Genomic DNA, 22,204 nt, shown 5'->3' with positions numbered 1-22,204 from the left:
GGGAGGATGGTGAAAATCGTCCTCCCCCCTGCCATTGAATTGAGATGCAAAAGGGGTTGAATATGAGCGAAGCCTATCAACGGGCCTTGAATGCCAGCATCGCCGACCGCGACGCATTCTGGAGTGAGGCGGCCAACGCCCTTGACTGGATCACACCGCCGCAAACGGTTTACGATACCAAAGAAGGCTGGTTCAAAGGCGGCACGCTCAACACTGCTTACAACAGCCTTGACCGCCATATCGCTGCCGGTCGCGGCGACGCCGTGGCGCTGATTTATGACAGCCCCGCCACAGGCCAAATCAAACAGTTCACCTATTCCGAATTGCTTGAGGAATCAGGCAGGGTTGCGGCCATGCTGCGGCGTCTTGACGTCAAAAAGGGCGACCGCGTCGTCCTGTACATGCCGATGATCCCCCAGACGGTGTTCGCCATGCTTGCCTGCGCGCGCATCGGCGCGATCCATTCTGTTGTATTCGGTGGATTTGCAGCACTGGAACTGGCCAAACGCATCGATGACGCTGCCCCTGACGTCATACTTGCAGCATCCTGTGGCATCGAAGGCAGCCGTGTCATCGAATACAAGCCCATGGTGGATGAAGCGCTGGAACTCGCCTCGCACAAGGTTGGTCACGTGGTCGTGTTCCAGCGCGAGGCACGTCGTGCCGAACTGCACCCTCCGCGCGATCTCGATTGGGAAGAACTGCGCGCGCAAAGTATCAACGATCCGATCCCTTCCCCCGAAACGATGGCGTCAGGTGATCCGCTCTATATTCTCTACACCTCGGGCACCACCGGTACGCCCAAAGGCGTGGTTCGCGATAATGGCAGCCATGCCGTTGCCCTGACGTGGTCGATGGCGAACATTTACGGGATCGGCAAAGGTGATCCCTTCTGGGCTGCTTCCGATGTGGGCTGGGTCGTAGGTCACAGCTACATTGTCTACGCCCCGCTGCTGGTCGGCGCCACCACCGTGCTGTTCGAGGGCAAGCCGGTTGGCACGCCCGATCCCGGCACCTTCTGGCGCACGATTGTCCGGCACGGTGTGAAGAGCTTCTTCACGGCGCCGACCGCAATCCGCGCAATCCGCAAGGAAGACCCCGATGCCACGTTCTTGCGCGATATCGGCACGGGCGATTTGCGCGCAATCTTCCTTGCCGGGGAACGTGCTGATCCGGACACGATCGGCTGGCTGGAAGACAAGTCAGGCCTGCCGGTGATCGATCACTGGTGGCAGACCGAACTGGGCTGGCCCGCGATTGCCAGTTGCTTCGCTCTTGGCGATCTGCGCCGCAAACGCGGCAGCGCGGGTTTCCCTGTACCCGGCTACGAATTCGTGGTGCTGGGCGAAGACGGGCAGCCTGTTGAAACAGGCGAAAGTGGCGCGATTACGATCAAGGAACCGCTCGCTCCCGGTGCATTCCGCAGCCTGTGGAACAACAAGCCCGGATATGATCGCAACTTTGCCAGCTTTCCCGGCTACTACGAAACAGGCGATGCTGGCTATTTCGACGATGAAGGCTTCCTGCACATCATGGGGCGCACCGACGATATTATCAACGTCGCCGGGCACCGCCTTTCCACAGGGCAGATGGAGCAGATCGTGGCGGAGCAGGATGGCATTGCCGAATGCGCGGTGATCGGGGCAGATGATGCGATCAAGGGCATGATCCCGGTCGCTTTCATCGTTGCCCGGGCCGGAGCGGCAGAACCGGCGGTGCTTGTCCGCCAGGTCATCGCGGCGGTTCGTGAGGAATTGGGCGCGGTGGCAGCGCTAAAAACCGCCTATGTCGTGCCGCAATTGCCCAAGACCCGTTCGGGGAAAATCCTGCGCAACCTGTTGCGCAAGATCGTGAATGGCGAAGAATACCTGATCCCGGCCACGATCGAGGATCCGGCGGTCCCCGATCTGATCCGTAACGCGCTGGCCGCACAGGAAACGTCCGCGCACGGATAGTTTTCACCGGGGTGCCGATACCGCGATTACAGGCATCGGCACCCCGATCATATGCTCTCAGGCACCTGCCCGCGCCGGTGGTAGGGTCTGCCACCCACCGCCCAGCGCCCTGAACAGATCAATTCGCGCGGAACCGAGCGCCCGCTCCGATGCGGTCAGGGCGGCGCGTGCCTCGACCAGCGAGCGCTGTGCATCCAGCAGATCGAGGAACGACATGGCACCCGCCCGATAACGGCGGTTCGCCAGATCATAGGCGGCATCCGCGCTGCGCACCGCATCGGCCAGGGCAGCACGCCTGCGGTCTTCACTGGCCACGCTGGCAAGCGCCTGTTCCACTTCTTTCAGCGCATTCAGCACTGTGCCATCGAATGTCGCGAGCGAAGCCTGCGTGCCTGCCTCTGCCTGCGCGATGCGCGCTCGGGCAGTGGCGATATTCGGGAAGCTCCATGACAGCAGCGGGCCGAGGGAAAAGCTGAAGGAATCGCTGCCCTTCACCTGATCGTTGCGGAAGAAGTTGCCCGATCCGCCCAATGCGATCCGCGGATAGAGGTCAGCCGTCGCCACCCCAATCCTGGCCGTATCGGCAGCGAGCCGCCGTTCCGCCTCGCGTACATCGGGGCGTCGGGCCAGCAGCCCCCGCCCATCCCCCACGGGAATGGCCGATACGGGCACCGGTATCCGCGTACATTGCCGGGCTTCTTCCGGCACTTGTGCAGGCGGAAGGCCCAGCAAGGCCGCCAGTTCGAACAGGGCAATCTGCCGCGCGCCTTCCAATGGCGGCAAAGCCGCCCGTGCGTTGGCGTAAGCTGTGCTTGCACGCTCCAGATCAAAGCGCGATGCGGTCCCCACCCGCTCCTGTGCGGTCACGATATCAAGCCCCCGCCGGGCGATATCGATCGATTCCCGCGCCACCGCGCTTGCTTCTGCAAGTGCACAGGCATCGGCGTAGGCCCGGGTGGTCTGCGCCGCGACAACCACCGCCACCCTTTCATGCGCAGCGGCCACGGCATCCCGGTCGGCGCGCGCCGCTTCGATCGTACGGCCGATCCGACCAAACAGATCAATCTCCCACGAAATAGCCATCCCGCCGGTGTAGCTCCACTGCGTGTTGCCACTGCCCTGTGAGAAGCCCCCGCCGGAACCGTCGCCATAACTCGCCCCGCCGGACAGATCGGTCGATGGCAAGCGCCCGGCCCCCGCTTCGCGCAGAATGGCCTGGGCACGGGCAAGATTGGCGGCCGCCACACGCAGATCCGTGTTCGCCACGAGTGCACGTGTAACAAGCCTGTCCAGCGCTGGATCGTTGTACAGCCGCCACCAGTCACCTTGTGGCTCGGCATTGCTCGTGCCCGGCGCCGTGCTGATGAACGGCCCCGTGTCTGTTGTCGGCAAGGCTGCCGGCGCGCGATAATCCGGCCCGGCGGCACACCCCGCCAGCGTAAGAGCGCATGCGGAAAGGAATGCGATCTTACGCATGGGCGGTCTCCGTCAGGGCGATCTGTTTGGTACGCTCGCTTTCTGACGCTGCCCGATGGTCACGCGCCACAAAGCTGTAGATCGTCGGCAGAACGAACAGGGTGAACAAGGTGCCGATCAGCATCCCCATCACCACCACGATCCCGATGGCAAACCGGCTCGACGCACCCGCGCCGTTGGCGAACAGCAAAGGGACCAGACCGGCAACCATCGCTGCCGTCGTCATCAGCACCGGTCGCATACGCACGGCCGCCGCACGCCGGATCGCGGAAATCCGGTCCAGTCCCTCGTTGTGCTGCATCTCGTTGGCGAAAGAGACCATCAGAATGCCGTGTTTCGATATCAACCCGATCAAGGTCACCAATCCGATCTGCGTATAGATATTGAGCGTCGCATAACCGAGGTAGAGCGGCACCAGCGCACCGCACACCGCAAGCGGTACGGTAACGAGAATGACCACCGGATCGCGGAAGCTTTCAAACTGCGCCGCCAGCACCAAAAAAATCACCACCAGCGCGAAACCGAAAGACACCGTCAGACGGTTTCCTTCATGCACATATTGGCGGCTGTCCGACAGCCAGTCGATTGTCATGCCCGGTGGCAAGGGTTGCGATTTCAGGAAAGCAACCGCCTCGCCCATCGTCACGCCGGGGGCCAGAACCGCCGAAATCGTGGCCGAATTCATCTGGTTGAACTGCGGCAACTGATTGGCCTGCGGGCGCATATCCACCTTGACCACTGTCGCCAAAGGAACCAGCGCGCCCGACGTCGCTTTGACATAGTACTGCCCGAGATTATCCGGCGTCAGGCGTTTCTGCTGCGGCACCTGTGCAATCACGTCGTACGACCGGTCGTGCCAGTTGAAGCGGTTGACATAGTTTTCGCCAACCAACGTTGCCAGCGTGCCCGCGATGGCATCCATAGACACGCCCATTTGCCCGGCCTTTTCCCGGTCTACGGTTATCCGCGCTTCCGGGCTGTCAAAGGCAAGGTCGCTGTCGACAAAAGCGAACAGGCCACTGCCCCATGAAGCCCCCTTGATCTGTTCGAGCGTCTGATAGATCGCCGAAAAGTCATCGGATGACCGGATCACCATCTGCACCGGCAAACCGCCACTGCCCGCAGGTAACGGCGGTGGCTGGAACGATGTCGCGAAAACACCAGTAATCGCCGCCCCTTCGGCATTAAGCTGCGCCTGAATTTCATCCGCGCTGCGTTTGCGTTCGCTCCATTCCTTCAGAATAATCCCGCCAAAGCCGCCATTCGGGCTGAACAGGCCCGCCGTATCCCACGAACTGACATACTCCGGCATGGAAGCGTAGATTTTCTGAACATCCTCCGCAAAGCGCGCCGTGTAGTCCACATTCGCGTATTGCGGCGCTTTCGTCTGAACGAAGACGTATCCCATATCCTCCTGCGGCGCGAGTTCGCTGCGCGTGCCGCTGAACAGGATCACGATGCCTGCCAGAACCGCCAGACCGACGAGCAACACCGCACCGCGCGCGGCCAGTGTCTTGCCCAGCAGCGTTTCATAGCCATGGGTGAGCCGTTCCATCGTATGTTCAATCCGCTGGGACAGCTTGCCTTCGGCCATCTTGTCCTTGAGCAGATAGCTGCTCATCATCGGCGACAGCGTAAGCGCAATCACCCCGGATACAATCACCGATCCCGCCAGTGTGAAGGCGAATTCCCGAAACAGCGCACCGGTCAACCCGCCCATCAGGCCGATCGGGGTGTATACTGCAGCCAGCGTGATTGTCATCGCGATCACCGGGCCGACGATTTCGCGCGCGCCCACAATCGCGGCCTGCACCGGGGCAAGGCCTTCCTCGATGTGCCGGTGAATGTTTTCAACCACCACGATCGCATCGTCCACCACCAGACCGATCGCCAACACCATGGCCAGCAGGGTCAGCAGATTGAGCGAAAATCCAAACGCCAGCATCAGGGCTGCCGTTCCGACGAGCGACAACGGGATCGTCACAACCGGAATAATCACCGCCCGGACCGATCCGAGAAAGAGGAAAATCACCAGAACAACGATCAGCACCGCCTCGACCAGGGTATGCGACACCTCATCGATCGACGCTTCCACGAAATGCGCCACGTCGAACTGGCTGAACACCTTGAGGCCCGGGGGCGCAACGCGCTGCATATCCGGGATCAGGGCTTTCACCGCACTGACGATTTCCAGCGGATTGCCGTCTGGCGTCGGCGAAATGGCGATGAATATGGCTGGCTTCCCGCCGGTGGTGGCGCTGCTGTTATAGTTCTGCCCACCGATTTCAATCGTGGCCACATCGCCAAGCCGGACAACGCCATCGGTTCCCGTCTTGATCACCATGTTGCGGAAATCATCCACATTGGTGAGATCCGTACCCGCCGTGATATTGATCGCAGTGGACGTGCCCTTGAGTTGTCCCGGCGCGGCCTGCACATTGTTGGCACGCAGGGCATCCGCCACCTGCCCGGCGGAAAGACCGCGTGCGGCGATCTTGTCCGGATCGATCCAGATGCGCATGGCCAGTGTCTGCCCCCCGCCCATATCAACGGACGCAACGCCGGGGACCGCGGTAATCAGCGGCTGGGCCACGCGCGTTGCAAAATCGGTAATCTGCGGGATCGACAGAGTTTCGCTGGTGAATGCGACATACTGAACCGCGGATGCGCCATCGGTGATCTTGTTGATCACCGGATCGCTGGCCCCCGGCGGCAGGCGAAATTTCACCTGCTGCACTTTTGCCAGAACCTCCGTCATGGAACGGTCGGCATCGGCGTTCAGCACCAGCTTGGCCTTGACCTCGCTTCGTCCCTGCGTGGATGACGAAGTCAGGTACTCGATACCGTTTGCCGTTGCGATTGCTTGCGCGATCGGCGTGGTCACGAAACCCTGCATCACGTCTTGCGTGGCGCCGGGATAGGAGGTGTTCACCACGATCGTGGCGCTCTCCATGTTCGGATATTCCCGCACCTGGAGCATGAATACCGATGCCCCGCCGACCAGCAGGATCAGGAGGCTAACCACGATGGACAGGATCGGGCGGCGAATGAACAGATCGGTAAAATGCACGGGATCAATCCTTCATCGCCGGCACAATCCGGACCACACGCACCGGCGCGCCGGGTTGCACGCGGATTTGCCCCTCGGTCACCACTACATCGCCGGGCTTGAGCCCCTTGGTCACCACCACGCTGTCGCCAATCCGTCGACCGGTCACCACGCCGACCATTTCAGCATTGCCTTCCTTACGGGGGGTGCGGCCGCGAATAACCGTGACGCTATCACCTGACGCGGACGTCTGGATGGCCGTTGCCGGAACAACCAGCGCCCCTGTCTGCGCAGCCAGTTCCAGCGCCACGTTCACATACATCCCCGGGCGCAGCAGTTGCCCCGGGTTGGGCAGCAGCGCCTGAACCATGACATTGCGGCTATCCTCACCGATGCGTGGCTCGATCGTCGTCACGCGGCCCGTAAAGGTGCGGCCGGGCCAGGCATCGGAGGTGAGTTGCACCGTCCCCCGACATGAAGCTGCGCCAGATCCTGCTGCGGCACATTGAAATCGGCATAGAGTCGGTCCAGCGCAGTCAGGGATGCCACAGCATCACCGGGATTCAGATACTGCCCCAGATTAATCCTGCGCACACCAATCTGGCCCGCGAAAGGCGCAACGACACGCTTCTGGGCAATCCGCGCGTCCAGTTGATGAACGGCAGCCATCGCTTGCGCATATTCCGCGCGGCGTTGATCGAGCACGTCTTTGGATTCGGCGCCGCTTGGTGCCAGTTCGCGCGATCGTGCCAATTGCACGCGGGCAAGATCGGCCTTGGCCACCGCTGCCGCGCGGTCTGCCCGCTCCGGCCCATCGAACAGTTGCACAAGCGGTGCCCCTGCACCCACGCGTGCGCCGGGCTGAAAACGGATCGCCGTAACGCGCCCTGCCACTTCCGGCGCCAGCATGACTTCCTGCACCGCACGCAAGGAACCGACAGCCTGCAAGGCCGTGGGCACATCGCGCGGTTCGACAAATGTCGCGGTGACGGCCACGGGTGGCCGCTCGGCAGGCGGCGGCGCAGCATTCCGCCAGCTTCTCCATAGGAAAAGCAGGCCAAAAACCAGAATTATAAGGCCAACCGCCAGAGCGGCCTGTCGCCAGGACTTGATCGGCCACTTACCGGCCTGGCTCGGTGAATCTTGCAAAATCAGCTCCCGTTACGATACCGAAGCCACCCCCATAGAACCTCAACCATAGTTGAGGTAAAGGGATTTTTTCGAACCGTTCCCAATGAAAGACAACAAACGCATGACGCTTGTCGATTACAGTCACGCATTGACCGTAGGCGAGGTCGCTCGCCGCGCGGGTGTAGCAGTGTCGACTCTACATTTCTATGAAACTCAGGGTCTTATAGAAAGCTGGCGGACCAGTGGTAACCAACGGCGCTATCATCGCTCAGTCCTGCGGCTCATAGCGGTCATTCGCATTGCACAGCGCGTCGGCATCCCCTTGGCAGATATCAAGGCGCGTTTGGACGCCAAACCGCGCGGCAAGCCGGTAAGCACCGCGGATTGGAGCGAGCTCTCCCGCGATTGGCAGCGTGATCTTGACGAACGCATCACGCTCCTCACCCGCCTTCGAGACCAACTCGCCAGTTGCATAGGTTGCGGCTGCCTTTCGATTTCCGACTGTCCGTTGCGTAACCCAGGCGATCGTGCCGCCGAGTTTGGTGCCGGCGCGCGCATTGCCGATCTCTGATTCGATTGCCCCGTCAAACAAGCCTTGCTTCGAATAGACGTTGCCCCGGTCGCCCACCCGTAACCACTTGTCACAAAACGCGATCAGGCATCACAGCGTAGGTAATGACCAGCGTGTCACGCCAGGCAGGCAAGCCAGGCCGAACCGGCACAATGGCTGACGTCGCGTGACGCAATCGCCGATCATCGAGAAACAAGGCCTCACCCGGTTGACCCAGTCGGTGACGCAGCACCGTTTCCCGGGCGCCAACGACCGACGTTTCGCCTCCAGCAAAATTCTCACCGCCGACATAGAGGATCATCACCCAGTCACGCCCGTCATGATGCAGACCTTCCGGTGTCGGCAGACCTGGTAGACCGTTTTGCGCCATGATCCGGAACTGGTGCACTTCGACGAACCATTCCGAGGACGGATTGCCCTCCCGTTCGCACACAGCGTCCGCCATGCAATGCATCGCCTGTGCGAAGGCATCCGACGACACTGTGGCCGGCTGCATCGGCGCGAACCAGCGCTGAATGCCGCCGTTGAGGCAGTTATGCGCCCTTTCCTGATAATGAGACCGATGCCGCAGACGCTGGCATCCCGACATATCAGCGCGGAAGGCCGCATAACGCCGCTGGCGATAGGCGCCGCCATCCCCCATGTGGTCATCAGCCGGAAGATCGTGCCAGCTATCCGCGAACGCCTGCCAATCTGGCGCCTGTGTCACAGTCGAAATCGCGGGGAGCACCAACATGTCCGCATGCAGTTGCGTGATGACACCCACGGATGCAGTCCACAGGGGCGGCACACCATCCGATTTATGACCGGCGCCCATCGGATTACCTCAAATTGAACCGGTTCAATTTACAGTGGGGCACCATATAATGCCTCCCCTTCCACTTGCCAGCGCCCTTCAAAGCGCATCGCCTCAGCCGCACGTGTGACCCTGCCGTTCCGCTCCGCGCGATACTGCACGACCAGCGTCTGCCGTTCGAGATCGCAGATCGAACCGATCAGGGAAAAATGCAGGCTCTCCGTCTGGTCGAGCGCCTTCTTCCAATACTGTCGCAACGCGGCCTTGCCTGCGATAACCGGCGATCCGGTGACTTCCGCCGCCAGTGGGCTGATGAAGCGGGCGTCGTCGGTGAATACGTCGAGCACCGCGTCGATATCGCGCGCATTCCAGTGTCCGATCCACAATCTGGAAAAATGCTCCATCTCATCACGATTCATGACAAACTCCTTTTCGATGAGGATATCGTTCGATCCGGCCGTTACAAAATGAACCAGACTATCTAATGCATTAGCGCAATCAGCCTGGACCTTAAGATCAGCTCTTTCAACCAAATGATACAATTTGCACTATACGTCAAACGTGATATTGAACCAGTTCAATAAGGATGAACGCATGGCAAACTGGCTTCCGAATATCCCCGAAGGCCCATCACCCTTGTACGAACGCCTGATCGCCGCGCTCGAGCATGACGTACATCACGGGATACTGCGCCCGGGCGAACGACTGCCACCGCATCGCGACCTGGCGCACCGCCTTTCGTTAAGCGTGGGAACCGTCAGCCGCGCCTATGGTGAAGCCGAACGTCGCGGCCTTCTCTCGAGCCATGTGGGGCGTGGGTCCTACGTTGCCGATCATGCCACCGTTCCGCTCGCTATGGACGCAGGCCCGGCGGATATGGCGCAAAATGCCCCGCCGCTCGCACCCTCGGAACGCTGGCTCAACGAAGGCCTGAATAGCTTGCGCCAGAGGGCTGACTTGCTCGATTGCCTGAATTACCCGCCGCCGGAAGGGTTGCTGGCAGCCCGCCACGCAGGGGCTTCGTGGCTCCGCCGACGCCACCGCATGACCCGCGCCACGGCGGATCGGCTGATACAGTGCAATGGGGGCCAACATGGCCTGGCCCTCGCCTTTTCCGCACTGGCGAGGCCGGGCGATACAATCCTGTGCGAAGCGGCCACTTACGCGGGAATCAAAACCCTGGCCGCCCATGCAGGTTACAATCTTCATGGGGTAACGATGGACGATCGCGGTATCGATCCGGAAGCGATCGCCCGCGCCGCGCGCGATACCGGCGCACGGATACTGGTCCTCATACCAACCCTGCAAAATCCCACGACCATCACGCTCGACCCCGCACGGCGCGCAGACATCATCGCCATCGCCCGACAATACGATCTGACAATCGTCGAGGATGAGGCTTACCGCGTTTTCGCGCCCGAAAACGCACCGGACAGCTTTGCCGAACTTGCTCCCGAACGAACCCTGCTGGTCGCGGGCATTTCCAAGCCGATCGCGCCGGGCCTTCGCCTCGGATTCGTTCTACCTCCGGATGGAGATGCCTTGCGCGACCGGCTGTTCATGGGGCTGCGCGCCTTCGGGTATAGCCCGCCCACGCTCGGCCCGCTTCTCTTCAGCCAATGGGAACAGGATGGTACCGCCGATAAAATCGCCGATGCCGTGCTCGCCGAATCCGAAGCCCGCACGCGGCTGGCACAGGACGTTCTGGGAACCGCACTGGCGAAACCCGGGGCGAAACGGAGCCTCCATCTGTGGATGCCCATGCCGGCGATCGACGCAGAACGCCTGACATCCCGCGCACTGCGCGCCGGGATCGCGCTCACTCCGCCGGGCGCCCCTATAGTCGCATCCAATGCACCATCGGGTCTCCGTATATGCCTCGGCGCCATTCGCGAGCGTGGCAAGCTTGAGACATGCCTGCGCGCGTTGCATGGCCTGCTGCAACCTGGCAGCGACAAGTCAGCGCTGGGCGTCGTGTGAGGATGCCCGCACACACGCAGGTTTCAAATCAAACACGCTGGCTGTCTTATGCCAGCCTGGTTTTCGTCATGCTGTTCTGGTCCGGCAACTTCGTTGTCGGACGCGCCGTTCAGGGCGCCATCCCACCGTTTACCCTCGCGCTCGTCCGCTGGAGCGGGGCCGTCCTTCTGGTGCTGCCCTTTGCCTGGCCGAAATTGCGCGCAGATTGGCAAATCCTGCGCCAGCACTGGCGTATCATCCTGCTGCTGGGCGTTGCCGGTGTCGGCGGATTCAATGGCTTTGTCTATTCCGGACTGCACTTCACGACGGCCAGCAACGGCCTTTTGCTGCAGGCGGCCACTCCTGCGCTGGTTCTTCTGTTCAACCTTCTGTTCTTCCGGTTGCGATCGCCTGTCCTTCAGATCGCTGGCGTACTGCTGTCCATGCTCGGGGTGGTGCTGATCGTTCTGCGCGGCCATCTCGCGGCAATCCTGACATTGCATTTCAATCTGGGCGATCTGCTGATCCTGTGCGGGGTGACATGCTGGGCCGCCTATACCAGCCTGCTGCGCATCCGTCCGCCCTGCCACCCTCTCAGCTTTCTTGTGGCGACCTTTGTTATTGGCGCAGTCACGATGGCGCCATTTGCGTTGTGGGAACATGCGCAGGGCTTGCGCGTGCAATTCAGCGCGGGAACGCTGTGTGCCTTTGCCTATGTTGCAGTCTTCCCCTCGCTTATCGCCTATCTGCTCTACAACGCAGCCGTGCGTGATCTCGGCGCGGGGCCTGCCGGACAAACCATCACACTCATGCCGCTGTTCGGTGCATTTCTGGCGTCAGCCCTGCTGGACGAGCGGCTGCAAAGCTTCCACCTGATCGGGATGGCGATCATTCTTGGAGGTATCATTCTTGGTGCCGCCGCCAGCAAAAGGACATCCGCTAACGACGGCGCAGATACATAAACGCGATCAGCGCATGATCACGCCACCATCGACATTGTAGGTCTGTCCGTTGATCCAGCGCCCATCCTCCGACAACAACATCGCGACCATATTGGCGATGTCGGAGGGTTCACCGAGGCGGACGTGGGGAGTATGTTCAAGCATCGCCGCCCTAAACTCACTGCCAGTCGCCCCTGCCGATTCCGTGATGGTCAGCCCCGGGGCTATGCAGTTGGCCGTGACCCCCTTCTTGCCCCAAGCCATCGCCACATGCCGCGCCAACGCGGTCAAGCCACTTTTCGTTATCGCATAGGCGGGGCGGACCGGTTCCCCGGCAAAGGCCGCACCCGATGTCGTGTAAACGATAGAACCGCCGCCATTTTCAAGCAGGTGCGGCAGGACAGCCCGTGTGCACAGGACATGGCCGCGCAAATTGATCTGTATCGTCCGGTCGAAGACAGCCATGGGCTGTTCGAGAATATTGGCATCCTCCAGCAGGGTCTTCATGTCCGCCGCATTGATATGTGCGCCATCGAGCTTGCCAAAACGTCCCACCGCCGCCTCTACAGCAGTATTCACCAAATGCTCGTCAGCGAGATCTATCAGGCACGCGAAAGCATCTCCACCTTCCGCCACGATATCTTCCGCAACACGTTCTGCAGCCGGAAGATTGATATCAGCCAGACAGACCTTTGCGCCTTCCTGCGCCAGGCGCCGCGCCGTGGCCGCACCAATTCCAGTGCCCGATCCGATAACGATAATGGCTTTTTCCGCCAGACGATTACTGATCACATACTCTCCCTTCACAGTCCCGAAGCGAACCCGGGCAACCATCTGACATCACGCACGCCACCATCGCAAGCGGCCGCAAGAATGAGCCGGAAATTTCCACGTATCCGGAATGCGCATGACGACGCCAGGAACTGGTCGCATCAAGAGGACACATGGCTTGAAGCGGCCCGGCGCATCCATTACCACGTGCCTTATCAAAGTTCATGAAAATGGGCTGATTTGAAGCCGGCACAAGACTGGCACATGGGGTAGACGGAGAGGTTCCATGGCTAAGAAACGGCCGGACGCAGATAATGGCAATACCCGCCCTACCACACAGAGTGGGGTCAAATCGTGCCTGCGCACACTCGACATCGTGCATTACTTTACCCAGCACGATGCCCCTGCCCGCACGATCGATATCAGCGAGGCGCTGGGTATTCCCAATTCCAGTACTGATGAGATCCTGCGCACGCTGGCCTCGATGGGCTATCTTACTTTCAATCGCGAAACCAAACGTTATGTCCCGTCCTACAAACTTGTGGCGACCGGGCGCAGCATTGAACGCAATTTCTTCGGCGGCGATTATATCGGCGAACTGCTCAATGAAGTGCGGGCGGAAACCGGAGCCACCGTTTACATTACCTTCCAGAATGACTGCTGGGTCGAGAACGTTGCACAAATCCGGGGCCATTGGCTGACACCGGAAGAAGATGTGGATTTCCCAACCGAGGTCATCCGTTACGATCATGATCGCTGGCAGCCGGGCACCAATTTTGCAGCTGCCATTCTTGCCCAGCATTCCAATGTTGAAATCATCAAGCTCGTGACCCGGGCCCAGCAACTGGGTATCGGCCCCAGCGGTCCATCCCTGATGAAGTATCTCGTTGATCGCGTGGCACGCACCAGGGCGCAAGGGTTCGCCCTCTGCCGACGCAACGACATTGTTCTCGATTCTATCGCTGTACCTTTGCAAATACCCAATGCCGTTTCGCCGCACGCAATTGGCATTGTGGGTGACAAGCTGTTTGAATCGGAAAAGGAAATCAAGCAGGTTGCAAACGCTTTACAAGCCGCTGTGATGCGGCACCGGGATCGCTTTCTCCAGTCAGCGCAACCATATGCGCTGCAATGACCCAATCAAACCAATACCGACATAGAGAACACGGACCGCCAACTTTCCTTCTCATGATGGATTTCACGCTACCCACAGGTGGCATCCGCGCCATACGTCAGGGCAACAATATCACCTGACGGAGAGATTCTGTGACCGCGCCCGCCACTGTTCCTGATCACGTGCCCGCACATCTCGTAAAGTCGTTCGATTTTCGGAATGACAAGGCGATCAGCAGCGATCCTTACGGGTATATCGCCAGCCTGAACGATTGCCCCGAAATCTTCTTCTCGCCCGATCTCGGCGGCTACTGGATCGCCCGTTCGACGGATGCGATCGAGGAAATCTTCGCCGACCACGAACGGTTTACCGCGACTTCGCTGGCCATCCCCAAACGCGATGCGTCGGTGGTGCTGATCCCGAATAATTTCGATCCGCCGAAACACACGGCATACCGCAAGGCGATGGCAAACAACCTGTTTTCGCCCCGCGCATTGGCCACTATCGATCCTGACACCCGTGCTTTCACTTTGAAGCTGTTCGACGAATTCACCCCAGGGCGCTGTGAATTTGTCTCCGAATTCGCCTACAAACTGCCAATCGATACCTTTCTCAATCTGATGGGGGCCGATCTTTCGCTGCGCGATCAGTGTCTATCGTGGATCAAACTGATTTTCCGCGGGCAGACCGTAGAGGAAACCAACCAGGGCTTTATCGACGCCTTCAGTTGGGTGACCGAGTGGCTGCAGCAACAGCTCGCCAATCCCGCTGCCAATCAGGGGCCGATGTTTCAGGCCCTGATGCGGATGAAGATCGACGGCAAACGTCCCGATTTCGACGATATGCGTTCGATGACACTCATGCTGTTTTCCGGCGGTCTCGACACGATCACATCACAGATGACGCATATCATGCGGTTCCTTGCGGAAAACCCCGGTCATCGCGATTACCTGCTCCAGAACCCTTCCGCGATTCCGGTTGCGTTGGAGGAACTGCTTCGCCGTTTCGGTATTTCGTTCATCGGACGAGCCGCCGCCAAGGATCAGGTCTTCCGGGGTGTGGTTATGAAACAAGGCGATGTCGTCTGCGCAGGAACCCCCATCGCCGGCCTCGACGCCGACCAGTGGCATAACCCGCTGGAAGTCGACTTCGACCGTGCAGGCGGACGCCGCGTCAAACATCTCGGATTTGGGGCCGGGCCGCACTTGTGCATCGGCGCCTACCTTGCGCGCAAGCAACTGACCATCATGATCGAGGAGCTGCTACCGCGCATGCCCGACCTGCGGATCGCACCCGATGCTGGCGCGATCGAAAGCCATGCTGGTGCGACGCTTATGCTCAAGAAATTGCCGCTGGAATGGAACGTGGCAACCTGACGCGACCAAAGGCGGGATAAAGCATCCCGCCTTTTGCCTTCCGGTTCAAACGGCGATCCGATCCTTGCGCAAACGGCGTGCCGCAATGATCCAGTGGACGACACTCCACAGCATGATCACGGCGAGGCACATCAGCGACAATTGCAGACCGCGTGCCGGATCGCCAGTCATGCCATGGAAGACGTCGCTCATGATGCCCGCGAAAATCGGGCCCAATGCAACTCCGATGATATTGCAGGTCACGATATAAACCGCGCTGGCTGTCGCCCGCGTGGCCACCGGAGCCAGACTTTGCGTGACGGCAATCGATGGCGCCGTCCAGAACGCGACAAGCAGCATGGGCATGGCCAGAAGCCACAAAGTGCTCGCGCCACTCTCCGCCATAAAGGCCATGACGAACAAAGGAATGCTCAGCGTCAGCCCAATTATCGGGGCCCACAGCATGGCGTCCATCCCACGCCTGCCAAGGCGCATTGCCAACCAGCCACCGAACGCGGTGCCGACCAGGCCTGATGCGCCCATCAAAACCCCCATGCCGAGTCCTACTTCCGACAAGGACATGCCATGCACCCGGATCAGGTAGGAAGGAAGCCATGCCGTGATGCCCATCTGTGCAAAACTGGCCGCCGCACTGGCGAGAATGACCTGAACATAGGCCGATGTCCGCCAAAGGGCCGCTACGGCCTCGCGGAATGAGAGGCTGTCTGTTTCCAGGGTCGCCCCTCCGGATTCCGCCGCGCCGCGTTTGGGTTCTCGGGCCAGAATGACAAACAGCAATCCGATCATCACGCCGGGCAGCCCCACAATCAGCAGCGCCATGCGCCAGTTGTAGTGCTGGGCGATGAAACCGCCTGCCATCAGCCCGAGCATGATACCTATCGGTATACCAGTGGCGAAAACGCCCATCGCGCTGGGGCGTTTGTCCGCAGGATAAAGATCGGAGAGCAGCGAATGCGCTGCGGGCGCAAAACCGCTTTCCGCCATACCCACGCCAACACGTGCGAAGAACAGTTGCCAGTAATTGCGCGTCACCCCGCCAACCGCGGTCAGGATACTCCACAACACCGTGATCGCGCCGATCATGCGCACACGATGAATGCCGCTATCAATCCACCGTGCCAGAGGGATGCCCATTGCCGTATAGAACAGACTGATCGAGCCCCCGGTCAGCAGACCCAGTTGCCAATCCTTGAGCACGAACTCATGTTTTATCGGTTCCTGCAAGATCAGCACGATCTGACGATCGAGATAGTTCAACGAATAGATCAGCGTGAGCATGATCAGCATCAGCGTGCGCTTAGCGGTTCCTGCCGGTTTCGCGTCCTCGACCGTAAGGTCGCTTGATGCGCCGGCATCGGCAGCCCCGTCGTTCATCAGCACCGCAATCCCCACACATAGCTTTTGCGGTAATCTCGGCAGATCGCCCAAAGTGGTCAATTGGCGGCCGCGTGTTTTCCGGTAACATGGAAAGCCCGCGATGAGCGTATCGGGCAAACAGGAATATGCCAGCCTGACTAATGGTTAAAACCGCGAGAGGGGAATGAACAGATGGGGGACGTGCTGGTGTTCGGAGCAACCGGTTATCTCGGTGCGCGGATTACCGCTCATCTGGCAGAAGCCGGCTACGTCGTGACAGGCGTTTCACGCTCTGACACCGGCGATACGGTCGTGGCGCAAGCCGGTGGCGAGCCGTTTCGCGGCGATCTGGCCAACCCTGCCCCACTGTTGGATATGGCAGCCGATCATCAAGCGGTAATCTATGCCGCACAACGCGATTTGCAGGATGAATACGCCTTTTTATCCGCACTCACGACCCGTTTGGCGGGAACCGGAAAGAAACTGATTTTCACCAGCGGCACCGGCGTACTGTCGCAGCGGACCGATGGCGAATGGAGCGAGGACACCTTTGCCGAGACGGACCATTTCGTCCCCTCAAAATATATCGGCTTCCGCCATGTCACCGAAAATCTCGTCATGGCATCCGGCTGGACTGGCAGCCTGCAAGCGATGGTTATTCGTCCCTCGATGATCTGGGGTCATGGCGGCTGTGGCCATATCGCCCGTTTCTATCAGGATGCCCGTGACTATGGCGATGTCGGCTATCTTGGCCGGGGCCTGAACCTCTATTCCAACGTGCACGTCGACGATCTCGCCCGGCTATACCTGCTCGCGCTGGAAAATGGCGTGTCGGGCGCATTGTATCACGCCGTCTCCGGCGAAGCGAACAATCGCACGATTGCCCAGGCGGTTGCCGCCGACTGCGGCGTTACCGCACGCAGCCTCAACTTCGATGAAGCCGTTGATCGCTGGGGCAAGTTCGAAACCCTGATCGGCATGGGGGTCTGCAGCCGCACGCGCGCGCCGCGCAGCCGGGCGGAACTCGGCTGGTCGCCTGTGCATCCCGATCTGATGGCCGATATCGGACACGCCCGATACCGCCAGCCATCCGTGTAACCTTGCTGCGGCAACCAACCGCCCGCGGGGGCTAGCGCCGGCCGCGCAGCTCTTTCAGGATTCTCGTACCTTCGACATTCACCGCACCGATGTAGGCTTCGAGGAGTTCGCCAAAGGCATCGAGGCGATCCTGCGGCAAGTGGCTTTGCACGCGGTACATCATCGTTCGGCGCGATTCCATGATGGTGCGGGCCTGTTTACGCCCCTTCTCTGTCGGTACCATCATCGTCAAACGCCTGTCGGAGGCGTCGCTTTGCCGCTTGATCAGGCCCAGTTTGACCAGTGGTAACGTTGTCCGGCTGACAGTCGAAGCATCAACGCCAAGCGCATCAGCAAGCTCGTTCATACGCTGGCCAGGGTTATTAACGACGGTTTCAAGAATATCGACCTGCACCGGTGTCAGTTCATGATCACCCACAAGATAGATATATCGTTGAATTGCCCGGTTATGCGGATTTCTCCGGAGAGCGACAATGGCATTTGCCACGCGTTCCATTGCGGAAGAAACATCGTCAGCCCCCTCTTCAACAAGAACGCCACCTGCCATCAAACTTGCAGGTTCATGCATTTTCATATCCCCTAACACCGCCCGGACAATAGCCAGAGATCCGATCGTTGGAAACTGAGCCAAGCAGTTTTTTGGAGATGTGGTGCCAAATCAACGCCAAACGGATTTCACAAATGCCGCGATAACCCCCAAGGCATTGTCCGCCTCGACGGTGTCCGGTGCCATCATCGGCCAGACATGGCCCATACCAGGCGCAACATGCAAGGTGACCGCACGATCCGCACGCCCCAGACGTTCTACAAAATGCAAAGCTTCGCCCAGCAAAACCTCTTCTCCGCCAACCAGTACCAAAGCAGGAGGGACACTTTCGGGATCGGCGTGAATGCCGGAGACAAGCGGGTCGTCAACGGGATGACCCTGCAAATACAGGGCGCCGCAATCCGCGACTGCCTGCCGGGAGAACAGCAGATCGCGCCCCGCCCTGCTTTCATAGGTATCCGCGCTGGCCGCGAAATCGAGCATGGGCGAAACCAGCACAACACCTGCCGCCGCCCTGCCCGCCTGCGAGGCGACGATCCCAAGCGCCAGCGCGAGCCCGCCGCCCGCAGAATCCCCCGCCAGAACTACATCGCCCCGTTCCGCCAACGCCCGATAGACCGCGACAGCATCATGCAATGCGGCCGGAAAGGGATTTTCGGGCGCGAGCCGATAGTACGGCAAAATGACATTCGCCCCGGCCGCTTCCGCCAACCGCGTGACATAGGGCAGCCACGCGACAGGCGATCCCATGCGATAACCGCCCCCATGAAAATAGAGCATGGTGCGGATGGCACCGGGCGGTGACACCACCAGACAGCGGACGCCCCCGATAGCCTGTTCATACTCCGGCGCGGACAGTGCCCCCCCTGCCCTGATCCGGCGCTCCAGAAGATCAGCGTCAGCCGCATACCCTTCTCTCAAAGGAGGCAATTGCCAGTCTGCCCGGTCCGCTTGCGCTGCCATCCCGGCCTCAGAAAACAAAAACGCCACGGGCCAGCTTGCCCGTTTCGAGATCATGAAATGCCTGTTCGAAGTCCTCGAGCCTGTAACGGTGGGTCACAAGTTCATCCAGCATCAGCGCACCATTGGCGTAAAGCGCGAGATAGGCCGGAATATCGCGATGAGGCCGCGACGAGCCATAGCGCGCGCCCAGAACGCCACGATCAACAGACAACAGCGGAAACACCGGCAGTTCGACCGTCGCGTCGAAGGAAGGCATGCCCACAATCACACAGTTCCCACCCCATGCGAGCGATGCCACCGCATTCTTCAGGGCAGCCACACTGCCCGCGCATTCAAACGACCAATCCGCACCGCCCGTGGCCGGCTTCACCGGATCGGCCAGCAATTCGCGAATACGTGCAGGCACATCGTCTTGCGAAGCATCGATAAAATCGGTCGCGCCAAATTTGCGGGCGTTTTCTTCCCGCGATGCCATCAGGTCCACTGCAATGATACGCGATGCCCCGGCAAGCCGAAGCCCCTGAATGACGTTGAGCCCGACCCCGCCAGCACCGAACACGGCCGCCGTATCCCCGGGGGCAACCTTCGCGCGATTGATCACCGATCCTACCCCGGTCAGAACCCCGCAGCCGATCACACAGACCACGTCGAGCGGAATATCCGGATCGATCCGGATCGCCTGCTGTTGCTTGACCACAATGTATTCCGCGAAAGTCGATGTCGCGGCAAAATTGGAGACGGGCACGCCATCAAGACTGAACGGTTCCGTCCGGTTGCCCAGCGTTTCCCGGCACCGTGTGGGGTGCCCGCTTTCACAATGGGCACAGTGTCCGCAATAGGCGAGCGTATGCAGCGCAACGTGATCGCCCGGGGCGAGCGATGTGACATCCGGCCCCACCTTCTCGATTATTCCGGCCCCTTCATGACCAAGCACGGCGGGCGCTGGCCAATCGATCGTGCCGTCGAGCACACTGATATCGCTATGGCAAATGCCGCTGGCGACAATGCGGACGAGCACTTCGCCACGCGCCGGTTCGCGCACTGTCAATTGATCGGTGTACCTGACCTTACCCTTGCCTTCATAGATCAACGCCCGCATGCTCTTCTCCCCTCAACCGGTTTTGTCTGCCTCAGGACAGTTCAAGATCATCCCAATCCACCACACTGCACATGCGATGGAAATCCGGGCTTTGCCACGGTGCGTTGACCTGCAGCCGGTGGTGCGTGTTGTTGACGTAATAATTACGCTCGACCCCGCCTTCCCTGGTCAACTGGATCAGGTTCGACGCTTCCTGGTCGAGCGCCTCATTATAGTCGGCGCAGGCGCGATGCGTCACGGTTACGCGTGATTTTCCTTCCCGTAACATGCGCATGATGCATTGTCCGGCAAACGACGCCCACAACAGATACCATGCAGGCAACCCGGTCCCACCCGACAGTGGCTGCGAATTCGGGCCGTAGATCATAAACAGGTTCGGGAAGTCGGGCACCATCATGCTGCGGTATGCCCGCGGCCCATCGCCTGCATCCCACACGGCGTGCAAATCCTTGCCGGCAAGCCCTTCATAACGGGCGGGCAGGAGATACTTGGCAACTTCAAAACCCGTTGCAGCGATGATGACATCGACCTCGACCCGCTTGCCATCCTCCATTTCCAGACCTTCGGGCACCAGCCGTGCCACGCTGCCGCAGACCAGTTCGACATTGTCGCGGGTCAGGGCCCTGTACCAGCCATTGTCCACCACGGGGCGTCGCGAAAACGGCGCATAGTCCGGGACAAGCTTAGCTATCAGTTCCTCGTCGCCGCCGGTTTCCTGCCGGATGTAACCCGTCAGCATTTCTCGCAGGGCATCGTTGCCCTGATTGATGATCCCACCTTTGGCTTGCCATTCGGGATCAGCCACCTGCAGGCTGTGAATGTCGAACAGAGTTGCTGTGGCCATATAGCGCCACCAGTTCCAGTAACCCGGCAGGTTGTTTATCAGCCAGGTCAGTTCTGCTTCCATTGGCGCGCCATATTTTTCGCGCGGGCTGATCCACTGCGGCGTCCGCTGGATCGCGAACACCTGTTTTGCCTCCCGCGCGATTGCACCCAGCATCTGTACACCGGTCGATCCATTGCCGATCAACGCCACGCGTTTACCCGACAGATCGAGATCCGCGGGCCAGCGCGAGGGGTGGATTACCTGCCCACGGAACGTTTCAATCCCTTCAAAATCCGGAAGCTTGGCATTGGCGAACGTACCGCATGCGGTCATGACGACATTGACGTCGAGCGTGTCCACACCCTCTGGCGTCGCGATTTCGAGGCTCCACTTGTTTGTCGTTTCGTTAAACGTTGCGCATTTCACATCATTGCAGAACCGCGTATTCGCGAAAACGCCGTACTTGCGGGAAATATGATCGAGATAGGCACGCACATCCGCGCCTTTTCCGAAATGCTCTTTCCAGGGATAACGCTTCTCGAAGCTGAACTCGTAAGTGATTGATGGCGTATCCACCCGCACTTCGGGATAGCGGTTGATCGTCCACGTTCCGCCCGGTTCGGCTTGCCGTTCCAACAGGACATAGGGCAACCCCAATATCTCACACTGGACAGCAGCCGCCAGCCCGGAGGGCCCACTGCCAATAATCGCCACGCGAAACCCCTCGGGAACAGGGGGCTTTTCCCCTTTCCATTCCACAGCGAAGGGGAAATCCCGAAACCCGGCAAGGTCCCGCCGTGCTGCGAATTCAAGATCACTCATGTCGCGATGTATGGTAAGCGCCATCAATTCGCGTAGCTTTTCCGCAGGCGGCTCAACCGGCATATCAGGGGATGCATGGCGCTCAAGCCAGTCGACCGCCCGGTCCACAAGCTGCTCTCGCTGTTCGGGTGACAGCGCCTTGGCCACGGGCAGCATGGCGATCGCCTTGTCGTCCGTCAGTTGATACAGCGACACCCGCACGGCATCGAGATCCGCCAGTTCAATCGCGCGCCGGATAAAGCCACGGTCGACATCGGGACTGCCGGGGTTAGCCCCGACCCTGCTGGCCTGACCTTCCATGATATCCGTTTCTCCCGCTATCGCCATTGTCGTTCGCATCCTTGTCCGAAACGT

Annotated in this window: 19 protein-coding genes; 7 read left to right on the top strand and 12 right to left on the bottom strand. The window is 60.1% G+C overall.

Annotated features, from left to right (window positions below):
- Nucleotides 1-62 precede the first annotated feature (62 nt).
- Nucleotides 63-1,955: an AMP-binding protein gene (locus EGO55_RS18200; RefSeq protein ID WP_021690703.1), complete on the top strand. Its 1,893-nt coding sequence runs from the start codon at nt 63-65 to the stop codon at nt 1,953-1,955.
- Between the two features lie 57 nt (nt 1,956-2,012).
- On the opposite strand, the gene EGO55_RS18195 is transcribed toward EGO55_RS18200, so the two are convergent.
- Genes EGO55_RS18195 through EGO55_RS21820 form a run of 4 tightly spaced genes read right to left on the bottom strand, consistent with a single transcriptional unit; the run spans nt 2,013 to nt 7,476 of the window.
- Nucleotides 2,013-3,431, bottom strand: coding sequence for an efflux transporter outer membrane subunit (locus EGO55_RS18195; protein ID WP_021690704.1), 1,419 nt, complete (start codon nt 3,429-3,431; stop codon nt 2,013-2,015).
- Nucleotides 3,424-6,501 carry an efflux RND transporter permease subunit gene (locus EGO55_RS18190; protein WP_021690705.1) on the bottom strand — a complete coding sequence of 1,026 codons (3,078 nt, stop codon included), beginning with the start codon at nt 6,499-6,501 and terminating at the stop codon, nt 3,424-3,426. The genes EGO55_RS18195 and EGO55_RS18190 overlap by 8 nt, the downstream gene beginning before the upstream one ends.
- A gap of 4 nt (nt 6,502-6,505) precedes the next feature.
- Nucleotides 6,506-6,895 carry an efflux RND transporter periplasmic adaptor subunit gene (locus tag EGO55_RS21825; protein ID WP_488154036.1) on the bottom strand — a complete coding sequence of 130 codons (390 nt, stop codon included), beginning with the start codon at nt 6,893-6,895 and terminating at the stop codon, nt 6,506-6,508.
- Nucleotides 6,892-7,476: an efflux RND transporter periplasmic adaptor subunit gene (locus tag EGO55_RS21820; protein ID WP_488154035.1), complete on the bottom strand. Its 585-nt coding sequence runs from the start codon at nt 7,474-7,476 to the stop codon at nt 6,892-6,894. Before EGO55_RS21820 ends, EGO55_RS21825 begins: the two co-directional genes overlap by 4 nt.
- A 238-nt stretch (nt 7,477-7,714) precedes the next feature.
- Between EGO55_RS21820 and soxR the strand changes: the two genes are divergently transcribed.
- Nucleotides 7,715-8,182, top strand: a complete 468-nt coding sequence (soxR, locus tag EGO55_RS18180; protein WP_346723773.1) for a redox-sensitive transcriptional activator SoxR — start codon at nt 7,715-7,717, stop codon at nt 8,180-8,182.
- Nucleotides 8,183-8,252: 70 nt separating this feature from the next.
- Here soxR and EGO55_RS18175 read toward each other — a convergent pair whose 3' ends face one another.
- Together EGO55_RS18175 and EGO55_RS18170 are read right to left on the bottom strand one after the other, a co-directional pair.
- Nucleotides 8,253-8,999, bottom strand: coding sequence for a 2OG-Fe dioxygenase family protein (locus EGO55_RS18175; protein WP_021690708.1), 747 nt, complete (start codon nt 8,997-8,999; stop codon nt 8,253-8,255).
- A gap of 29 nt (nt 9,000-9,028) precedes the next feature.
- Nucleotides 9,029-9,397, bottom strand: coding sequence for a nuclear transport factor 2 family protein (locus EGO55_RS18170; RefSeq protein WP_021690709.1), 369 nt, complete (start codon nt 9,395-9,397; stop codon nt 9,029-9,031).
- 175 nt (nt 9,398-9,572) lie between these two features.
- Here EGO55_RS18170 and EGO55_RS18165 point away from each other — a divergent pair, with 175 nt between their 5' ends.
- Complete coding sequence (locus tag EGO55_RS18165) at nt 9,573-10,958, top strand: aminotransferase-like domain-containing protein (RefSeq protein ID WP_021690710.1); 1,386 nt, start codon at nt 9,573-9,575, stop codon at nt 10,956-10,958.
- Nucleotides 10,959-10,960: 2 nt separating this feature from the next.
- A complete protein-coding gene (locus EGO55_RS18160; protein WP_021690711.1) occupies nt 10,961-11,899 on the top strand; it encodes a DMT family transporter in 939 nt (312 codons plus the stop codon).
- Between the two features lie 6 nt (nt 11,900-11,905).
- Here the strand turns inward: EGO55_RS18160 and EGO55_RS18155 are convergent, their stop codons facing one another.
- Nucleotides 11,906-12,670, bottom strand: a complete 765-nt coding sequence (locus EGO55_RS18155) for an SDR family NAD(P)-dependent oxidoreductase (protein WP_210766567.1) — start codon at nt 12,668-12,670, stop codon at nt 11,906-11,908.
- Nucleotides 12,671-12,935: 265 nt separating this feature from the next.
- On the opposite strand from EGO55_RS18155, the gene EGO55_RS18150 reads away from it, so the two are divergent.
- Together EGO55_RS18150 and EGO55_RS18145 are read left to right on the top strand one after the other, a co-directional pair.
- Nucleotides 12,936-13,784 (top strand): helix-turn-helix domain-containing protein, encoded by an 849-nt coding sequence (locus tag EGO55_RS18150; RefSeq protein ID WP_021690713.1) that lies wholly within the window; start codon nt 12,936-12,938, stop codon nt 13,782-13,784.
- Nucleotides 13,785-13,915: 131 nt separating this feature from the next.
- Complete coding sequence (locus EGO55_RS18145) at nt 13,916-15,139, top strand: cytochrome P450 (RefSeq protein ID WP_021690714.1); 1,224 nt, start codon at nt 13,916-13,918, stop codon at nt 15,137-15,139.
- A 45-nt stretch (nt 15,140-15,184) separates the two neighbouring features.
- Here EGO55_RS18145 and EGO55_RS18140 read toward each other — a convergent pair whose 3' ends face one another.
- Nucleotides 15,185-16,513 (bottom strand): spinster family MFS transporter, encoded by a 1,329-nt coding sequence (locus EGO55_RS18140; RefSeq protein WP_124916815.1) that lies wholly within the window; start codon nt 16,511-16,513, stop codon nt 15,185-15,187.
- Nucleotides 16,514-16,687: 174 nt separating this feature from the next.
- Here EGO55_RS18140 and EGO55_RS18135 point away from each other — a divergent pair, with 174 nt between their 5' ends.
- A complete protein-coding gene (locus tag EGO55_RS18135; RefSeq protein WP_021690716.1) occupies nt 16,688-17,593 on the top strand; it encodes an NAD-dependent epimerase/dehydratase family protein in 906 nt (301 codons plus the stop codon).
- Between the two features lie 31 nt (nt 17,594-17,624).
- On the opposite strand, the gene EGO55_RS18130 is transcribed toward EGO55_RS18135, so the two are convergent.
- From EGO55_RS18130 to EGO55_RS18115, 4 genes are all read right to left on the bottom strand, one after another.
- Nucleotides 17,625-18,161, bottom strand: a complete 537-nt coding sequence (locus EGO55_RS18130) for a MarR family winged helix-turn-helix transcriptional regulator (protein ID WP_052023702.1) — start codon at nt 18,159-18,161, stop codon at nt 17,625-17,627.
- A gap of 90 nt (nt 18,162-18,251) precedes the next feature.
- On the bottom strand, nt 18,252-19,103 hold the full coding sequence (locus EGO55_RS18125; RefSeq protein WP_021690718.1) for an alpha/beta hydrolase fold domain-containing protein: 852 nt from the start codon (nt 19,101-19,103) through the stop codon (nt 18,252-18,254).
- 7 nt (nt 19,104-19,110) lie between these two features.
- Nucleotides 19,111-20,202 carry a Zn-dependent alcohol dehydrogenase gene (locus EGO55_RS18120; RefSeq protein ID WP_021690719.1) on the bottom strand — a complete coding sequence of 364 codons (1,092 nt, stop codon included), beginning with the start codon at nt 20,200-20,202 and terminating at the stop codon, nt 19,111-19,113.
- Nucleotides 20,203-20,233: 31 nt separating this feature from the next.
- Complete coding sequence (locus EGO55_RS18115) at nt 20,234-22,177, bottom strand: flavin-containing monooxygenase (RefSeq protein WP_021690720.1); 1,944 nt, start codon at nt 22,175-22,177, stop codon at nt 20,234-20,236.
- Nucleotides 22,178-22,204 lie beyond the last annotated feature (27 nt).

The sequence above is a fragment of the Caenibius tardaugens NBRC 16725 genome (assembly GCF_003860345.1).
Lineage (GTDB): Bacteria > Pseudomonadota > Alphaproteobacteria > Sphingomonadales > Sphingomonadaceae > Caenibius > Caenibius tardaugens.
Note: the sequence above shows the minus strand (reverse complement) of the source record. Positions and strands in the feature narration are given on the sequence as shown.

Bases quoted from the DNA above. Each gene is read 5' to 3' on its own strand.
- EGO55_RS18200 (WP_021690703.1), top strand. From the start codon at position 63: ATGAGCGAAGCCTATCAACGGGCCTTGAATGCCAGCATCGCCGACCGC.
- EGO55_RS18195 (WP_021690704.1), bottom strand. From the start codon at position 3,431: ATGCGTAAGATCGCATTCCTTTCCGCATGCGCTCTTACGCTGGCGGGG.
- soxR (WP_346723773.1), top strand. From the start codon at position 7,715: ATGAAAGACAACAAACGCATGACGCTTGTCGATTACAGTCACGCATTG.
- EGO55_RS18175 (WP_021690708.1), bottom strand. From the start codon at position 8,999: ATGGGCGCCGGTCATAAATCGGATGGTGTGCCGCCCCTGTGGACTGCA.
- EGO55_RS18170 (WP_021690709.1), bottom strand. From the start codon at position 9,397: ATGAATCGTGATGAGATGGAGCATTTTTCCAGATTGTGGATCGGACAC.
- EGO55_RS18165 (WP_021690710.1), top strand. From the start codon at position 9,573: ATGGCAAACTGGCTTCCGAATATCCCCGAAGGCCCATCACCCTTGTAC.
- EGO55_RS18160 (WP_021690711.1), top strand. From the start codon at position 10,961: ATGCCCGCACACACGCAGGTTTCAAATCAAACACGCTGGCTGTCTTAT.
- EGO55_RS18150 (WP_021690713.1), top strand. From the start codon at position 12,936: ATGGCTAAGAAACGGCCGGACGCAGATAATGGCAATACCCGCCCTACC.
- EGO55_RS18140 (WP_124916815.1), bottom strand. From the start codon at position 16,513: ATGAACGACGGGGCTGCCGATGCCGGCGCATCAAGCGACCTTACGGTC.
- EGO55_RS18135 (WP_021690716.1), top strand. From the start codon at position 16,688: ATGGGGGACGTGCTGGTGTTCGGAGCAACCGGTTATCTCGGTGCGCGG.
- EGO55_RS18130 (WP_052023702.1), bottom strand. From the start codon at position 18,161: ATGCATGAACCTGCAAGTTTGATGGCAGGTGGCGTTCTTGTTGAAGAG.
- EGO55_RS18125 (WP_021690718.1), bottom strand. From the start codon at position 19,103: ATGGCAGCGCAAGCGGACCGGGCAGACTGGCAATTGCCTCCTTTGAGA.
- EGO55_RS18120 (WP_021690719.1), bottom strand. From the start codon at position 20,202: ATGCGGGCGTTGATCTATGAAGGCAAGGGTAAGGTCAGGTACACCGAT.
- EGO55_RS18115 (WP_021690720.1), bottom strand. From the start codon at position 22,177: ATGGCGATAGCGGGAGAAACGGATATCATGGAAGGTCAGGCCAGCAGG.